The sequence below is a fragment of the uncultured Oscillibacter sp. genome (assembly GCF_910584465.1).
Lineage (GTDB): Bacteria > Bacillota > Clostridia > Oscillospirales > Oscillospiraceae > Oscillibacter.
Genome location: NZ_CAJUBK010000011.1, coordinates 43,261 through 49,563 on the forward strand (window position 1 = coordinate 43,261; position 6,303 = coordinate 49,563).

The window sequence follows — 6,303 nt, forward strand, 5'->3', positions numbered from 1 at the left end:
AGGGCAAGCTGTGGATAAGACTTACCGGCGCTGGACCTGCTGGTTCCTGGCGGTCCTGCTGGCCCTGCTGGCCCTGTGCGCCTGCGTCGTCTATACGGTGGACCCCTGCCTCTATTACCGGATGCCCGAGGACGGGCGGGCCGTCTTTTTCAACGAGCGCTATCAGACGGCGGGCATGGTGCGGAACTTCCCGGCGGACACCGTCGTCCTGGGGACCTCGATGGTGGCCAACTACCGCTCCAGCTGGATCGAGGAGTTTTACCGCACCTCCGGCCTGCGGATCACGATCCCCGACGGCCACTTCAGCGAGTTCAGCCAGGTGCTGGATCTGCTCTATCAGGAGCATCCCCCCGTGCGGATCCTCTTCGCGCTGGACCTGAACCTCCTGATCCGGGACGACGGCGGCTCCGCCGGGGCCATGCCGGACCACCTGTATGACCAAGATCCCTGGAACGACGTGGAGTACCTCCTGAGCAAGGACGCCTTGTACTACAGCTTCTATGTCCTCATGGCCGACCCGGAGGAGGGGCGGCAGACCCTGGACGAGGGCTTCACCTGGGACAGGACCTCCCTCTGGGGGAAGTACGCGGCCCTGCAGTTCTACCAGCGCCCGCCCGTCGCGGAGGAGACCGTCCCGGAGGACGCCTATCTGGAGCACACGGCCGAGAACCTGGCAATAATGGAGGGCTGGTTCCGGGAACATCCGGATACGAAGTTCGAGATATTCCTCTCCCCATACAGCATCCTCTTCTGGGACCGCTGCATCCGCCAGGGGGACCTGGAGGCCCGCCTCGCGGCGCTGGAGCTGGCCTGCGAGACGCTGGCGGGCTACGGCGGCAAGGTCCGCCTCCACGCGCCGCTGCTCTATGAGGGGATGAGCACGGCCCTCGACAACTACTGCGACTATATCCACCACTCCGGCGAGGCCGGGAAGTGGATACTGGGCAACCTCTGCGGGGAGAAGTTCCTGCTGCGGGCGGGGGACGTGGAAAAGACCCTGGCGGACTGGAGGGACTTCGTGGTACACTACGACTATGAGGCGCTGTGGGACCAGGCGTTCTGGGACCAGTGGTATGAGGACCATGACGCGCCCCCGGACTGGTATGAGGGCTGACGGGGCCCCTGGGGCATGACTTGGAGGGATGGACATGGGACTGTTTTCGTATACGCTGCTCTTCCCCGGCGGGGACGCGGACCGGTGCCGCGCCGCCCTGGAGGGGGGCCCCTGGGACGCGGACCAGGATATCCGGCCGGAGGAGTGCTCGTGGCACTGCTTCGCCAAGGGGCCGGCCGTGCAGCTCAACGAGGGGGCCGTGGGCTTCGACACCGCCGGGATGCTGTCCGGCGAGGTGGCGGGCCCGGTGATGGGCCTCTACATCTACGACGACGACTTCTGGGGGTATGACCTCTGGCAGGGCGGGGAGGCCCTGGACCGGTTCGCCAGCCTCCCGGGCTACTTCGACGAGGACAGCCCCCCGGACATGCCGGGGGACGCGGGGATCGTGGCCCGGTGCTTCGGCGTGGAGCCGGAGCGGATCTGCCGCTACCTCATCCCCTGGCCGAGGCTGGAAGAGGGGAGCTATGCCTACGACGGGGACGAGGCCGCGGTGGGAGACTCCTGGCAGATGGCGGACTTCCTAGACGCGCTGGGCTTCGACTATGACCTCCTCTGCCCGCCGCCGGAGCCAAAGAAGGAGCCCAACCGGCCCGTCCCCACCAAGGCGGATATCCCGGAGAGCGCCGCGGGGCCCGGGCCCCGGGCCAAGGGGCGGAGGGCCGTCGACACCCCCATCCTCCCCGATGCCCTGACCGACCGTCCGTATGCCCTGGAGCGGGCGGAGGCCCTGGCGGCAGGTTATGAGGAGATCCTCTGCCTCCTCCAGGGCGGGAAGTACCAGGACCTGGCCGCCCGGCTGACGGACGCGGTCCGGGCCGCTCCGGAGGAGGCCGGGCTGTCCCTCCTCCGGGCCTTCTGCTGGAAGATGCTGGAGGGCCTCAGCACCCGGAGCCGCGTCCCCGACATGCTCCGGGACCTGACCCGGGCCCTGGAGCTGGAGCCGGAGAACGTCATGGCCCTCCGGGGCCGTTCCAGCCTCACCACCACCAGCCGCCGCTATCCCCAGCAGATCGGAGACCTGACCGATCTCATCCGGCTGGACCCGGAGAACCGGGACCTCTATCAGGTGTCCCGGGCCTACTTCCGCCACTGGATGAAGGACGACGACGCCGCCCGGGCGGACCTGCGGGAGGTCCTGGACCGGGGGGAGCTGTGGACCGTGGACCTGGTCTACCTCTGCGGGGAGCTGGGGCTGACGGGAGTTTGATCTGCACACTTATCTCTTGGGAGGTTTTTTCAAATATGATCCAACAAGACCATATCCGCAACTTTTCCATCATCGCCCATATCGACCACGGCAAGTCCACCCTGGCGGACCGGCTTTTGGAGGAGTGCGGCGCCGTCTCCCAGCGGGAGATGGCGGACCAGCTCCTGGACAACATGGACCTGGAGCGGGAGCGGGGCATCACCATCAAGGCCCGGGCCGTCCGGCTGAGCTACACCGCCGCCGACGGGGAGGTCTATGCCCTGAACCTCATCGACACGCCGGGGCATGTGGACTTCAATTATGAGGTCTCCCGCTCCCTGGCCGCCTGCGAGGGGGCCGTGCTGGTGGTGGACGCCACCCAGGGCGTGGAGGCCCAGACGCTGGCGAACACCTACCTCGCCATGGAGCACGACCTGGAGATCCTGCCGGTCTTCAACAAGATCGACCTCCCCGCCGCCGACCCCGCCCGGGCCAAGCAGGAGGTGGAGGACATCATCGGCCTCCCCGCCCTGGACGCGCCGGAGATCTCCGCCAAGCTGGGGCTCAACATCGGCGCCGTGCTGGAGGACATCGTGAAGACCGTGCCGCCCCCCTCCGGGGACAAGGACGCGCCCCTCAAGGCGCTGATCTTCGACAGCCAGTACGACAGCTACCGGGGCGTGATCGTATACATGCGGCTGATGGAGGGCAGCCTCCGGGCCGGGCAGACGGTGAAGATGATGGCCTCCGGGGCCAGCTACAGCGTCGTCGAGTGCGGCCACCTCCTGCCCCTGGGCATGGAGCCCTGCGCGTCCCTCCAGGCCGGCGAGGTGGGCTACTTCACCGCCTCAATCAAGAACGTCCAGGACACCCGCGTGGGCGACACCGTCACCGACGCGGCGGCCCCGGCGGCGGAGCCCCTCCCCGGCTACCGCCCCGTCCAGCCCATGGTCTACTGCGGCATCTACACCGAGGACGGGTCCAAGTACCCGGACCTCCGGGACGCGCTGGAGAAGCTCCGGCTCAACGACGCCTCCCTGAGCTTCGAGCCGGAGTCCTCCGTGGCCCTGGGCTTCGGGTTCCGCTGCGGCTTTTTGGGGATGCTCCACATGGAGGTCATCCAGGAGCGGCTGGAACGGGAGTTCGATCTGGACCTGGTGACGACATTGCCCTCGGTCATATACGATGTATATAAGACGGATGGCAGTTTGGTCCGGGTGGACAACCCCCACAATTACCCGGACCCCGCCTCCATCGAGCGGGCGGAGGAGCCCTATGTCAAGGTCAGCATCATCAGCCCCAACGATTACGTGGGCAACATCATGCCCATGTGCCAGGAGCGCCGGGGGGAGTTCAAGGACATGCAGTACCTGGACACCCACCTGGTGGAGCTCCACTACCAGATGCCCCTGAACGAGATCATCTACGACTTCTTCGACACGCTGAAGGCCAATACCAAGGGCTACGCCTCCCTGGACTACGAGCTGTCCGGCTACCGGCCCAGCGAGCTGGTGAAGGTGGACCTGCTGTTGAACGGCGACCAGGTGGATGCCCTGAGCTTCATCGCCCATAAGGACAAGGCGTACCCCCGGGCCCGGAAGCTCTGCGAGAAGCTGAAGGAGAACATCCCCCGCCAGCTCTTCGAGGTGCCGGTCCAGGCGGCCATCGGCGGGCGGGTCATCGCCCGGGAGACCGTCAAGGCCATGCGCAAGGACGTGCTGGCCAAGTGCTACGGCGGCGACATCACCCGGAAGAAGAAGCTGCTGGAGAAGCAGAAGGAGGGCAAGAAGAAGATGCGCTCCCTGGGCAGCGTCCAGATCCCCACGGAGGCGTTCCTGGCGGTGCTGAAGCTGGACGAGTGAGCCCTTGCGCCCCGGGCGCGTCCGCGCTATGATGGAGGGGCGGAGATAAAAACACGGCCCGGTCGGTAGTCCGGGCGTGCCCCCCGGCGGCGCTCCGGGGGACATCAGTAACCTTCCTCCTTTGGTCGTCCGTTCTCCGTGAGAGACACGAAAAGGAGGGACGCGTATGGAGACCGGATACGCGAGGCTGACCGTCCGTTTCGAGGACCCGTTTTGGGTCTGCCTGTACGAGCGGGACGGCGGCGGGCTTTATGAGGTGTGCAGGATCGTCTTCGGCGGGGAGCCGGGGGACCAGGAGGTCTACGCCTTCCTGCTGGAGCATTGGCGTGAGCTGGAGTTCAGCCCGCCCATCGCCTCGGCAGGGCCCCCGGCGGCGCCGAGAGGCCCCAAGCGCGCCCGCCGGGAGGCGGGCCGCGAGACCCGCCCCGCCGCCATGGGCACCAAGGCCCAGCAGGCCCTGGCGCTCCAGCGGGAGCAGGGCAGAGCGGCCCGGGCCCGCCGGACCCGGGAGGAGCGGGAGGCCGAGCAGGCGCGGAGGTACGCCCTGCGGCAGGAGAAGCGGAAGGAGAAGCACAAAGGACATTGACCCCGGCCGGAGCGCCAGGCCGGGAGAGAGGGCCCGCCGTCGAAAGATGGCGGGCCCCAGCCTGTCGGAAAAGTAGAGGAAATTACATCAACGGGAAGGAAGAGAGTTACGAGAGGGACCCAGGAGGGGTCCCTTTCGTTTTCAATAAAGAAGTTTTCAGAACTTTTTTGAAAGTTCTGAAAACTTGCTCAGGCTGTCGAAAAGACGTTTCGACAGCCTGGGGCCCGCCGTCGAAAGACGGCGGGCCCTCTCGCTCGCAGGATCATCCCAGCTTCGCCTGGAGCTCCCCCCAGAACTCCACCAGCTTGCTCTTCAAGACATAGCCGCTGTCCTCCTCGGTGATGAGCCCCACCTGGGAGGGGGCCAGCCCCGCGGCCAGGGCCGCCTCCGGCACCTCCGCCGACGCGGCGGCGCACAGGGGCGGGAACACCACGCACCACCAGTTCTGCCCCGCGCCCTGGCCGATGAGGACCCGCAGGGCCAGGTACTCCCCCGCCGGCAGGGTGAAGCCGTCGTATTCCCGGGTGGGGAACATGGTGTCTTCCAGCCGGACGTCCACAGCGTAGTCGTAGCCCTGGGCCCGGATCTCCTCGCCGGCGATCCGCTCCAGCTCCAGGAGCTGGCCCCGGAGCAGGGCCTCCGCCTCCCGGCGGTCCGCCGCGCCCTCCAGGATGGGCTCCACGTGGGCCAGGAGGCGGTCCCGGACCTCCAGCTTCAGCGCCTGGTCCTCCTCCGAGTCGGAGTTCGCCAGGACGTGGAGGCGGACCACCTTGTCCGAGAGCTCCTGTCCCGTCTGCAGGGCCAGGGCCCCCGTGGCCAGGAACGCCGCCAGGAACAGCAGCGCCGCGATTTCGATCCATTTCAGCCTGCCGGGCCTCTTTGCAGTCAGAGCTTTCATATGCCGTCCATCCCTTCCTTGGCTCGAAGCCTTTGCTTGATAGAAGGATGGACAGATCTCCCGCTCTTTAAACCTGCATAGGAGAGATCTGCATATGAGAAAGCCCGCCGGGGGACGATCCGGCGGGCGGTCCTGGCGTTCAGCCTCCGTCCTGCGCCCCGGCGGGGGGCGGGGACGGAGGGGCGGTCTCCTCGTTCTCGGGAGGCTCCTCCGGAGCGGCCTCCCCGTGGGTCTCCTCCAGGTCGGAGGTGTCGATGGGGGCGCTCTCCTGGAACTGGTCGTAGTAATCCTTGTCCTGGAGGGTGGGGCGGCGCTTGCGGCTGATGGCGGTGATGGTGGGATAGAGGACGATGGCGATCAGGCCGCCGGAAAAGCCGTTGTTGTAGAGGTTCAGCCCCGCCACGGGCCCGCCGGTCTGGAGGACCAGGGAGGCGTGGATGAACCCGGCCAGGACGCCGTAGGGCCAGCCGAAGTGCCCGGAGATGGGGGCCAGGGTGGTGCCGAAGAGGCCCGCCAGCTGGAGGGCCGGATAGTCCGGGGTGTGGTGCATGCCGTAGGCCCCGATGAACACCCCCAGCATGACGGGGAGGATGTTCCTCGCGTGCTTGCCGAAGGCGGAGAAGCCCATGATGGTGAAGATGCCCCCCAGGGTGG

At 67.1% G+C, this 6,303-nt stretch carries 6 protein-coding genes; 4 read left to right on the plus strand and 2 right to left on the minus strand.

All coding sequences use genetic code 11. From position 1 onward, the window contains the following. Window positions 1-10: 10 nt before the first annotated feature. From QZ332_RS04800 to QZ332_RS04815, 4 genes are all read left to right on the plus strand, one after another. Window positions 11-1,114, plus strand: a complete 1,104-nt coding sequence (locus QZ332_RS04800) for a hypothetical protein (protein WP_295763043.1) — start codon at window positions 11-13, stop codon at window positions 1,112-1,114. 34 nt (window positions 1,115-1,148) lie between these two features. After that, window positions 1,149-2,324 carry a M48 family metallopeptidase gene (locus tag QZ332_RS04805; protein ID WP_295763045.1) on the plus strand — a complete coding sequence of 392 codons (1,176 nt, stop codon included), beginning with the start codon at window positions 1,149-1,151 and terminating at the stop codon, window positions 2,322-2,324. Between the two features lie 35 nt (window positions 2,325-2,359). Then, entirely contained in the window at window positions 2,360-4,165 is a 1,806-nt protein-coding gene (lepA, locus tag QZ332_RS04810; protein ID WP_295763047.1) for a translation elongation factor 4, read from the plus strand. 166 nt (window positions 4,166-4,331) lie between these two features. Next, a complete protein-coding gene (locus QZ332_RS04815) occupies window positions 4,332-4,751 on the plus strand; it encodes a YjdF family protein (protein ID WP_295763050.1) in 420 nt (139 codons plus the stop codon). Between the two features lie 262 nt (window positions 4,752-5,013). Here the strand turns inward: QZ332_RS04815 and spoIIR are convergent, their stop codons facing one another. Together spoIIR and QZ332_RS04825 are read right to left on the minus strand one after the other, a co-directional pair. Next, a complete protein-coding gene (spoIIR, locus tag QZ332_RS04820) occupies window positions 5,014-5,649 on the minus strand; it encodes a stage II sporulation protein R (protein ID WP_295763052.1) in 636 nt (211 codons plus the stop codon). Window positions 5,650-5,788: 139 nt separating this feature from the next. After that, window positions 5,789-6,303 (minus strand): DUF1576 domain-containing protein (locus QZ332_RS04825; protein ID WP_295763055.1); only part of this gene is annotated, 515 nt, incomplete at its 5' end.

Coding starts and splice junctions, on each gene's coding strand:
- QZ332_RS04805 (WP_295763045.1), top strand. CDS start 1,149: ATGGGACTGTTTTCGTATACGCTGCTCTTCCCCGGCGGGGACGCGGAC.
- lepA (WP_295763047.1), top strand. CDS start 2,360: ATGATCCAACAAGACCATATCCGCAACTTTTCCATCATCGCCCATATC.
- QZ332_RS04815 (WP_295763050.1), top strand. CDS start 4,332: ATGGAGACCGGATACGCGAGGCTGACCGTCCGTTTCGAGGACCCGTTT.
- spoIIR (WP_295763052.1), bottom strand. CDS start 5,649: ATGAAAGCTCTGACTGCAAAGAGGCCCGGCAGGCTGAAATGGATCGAA.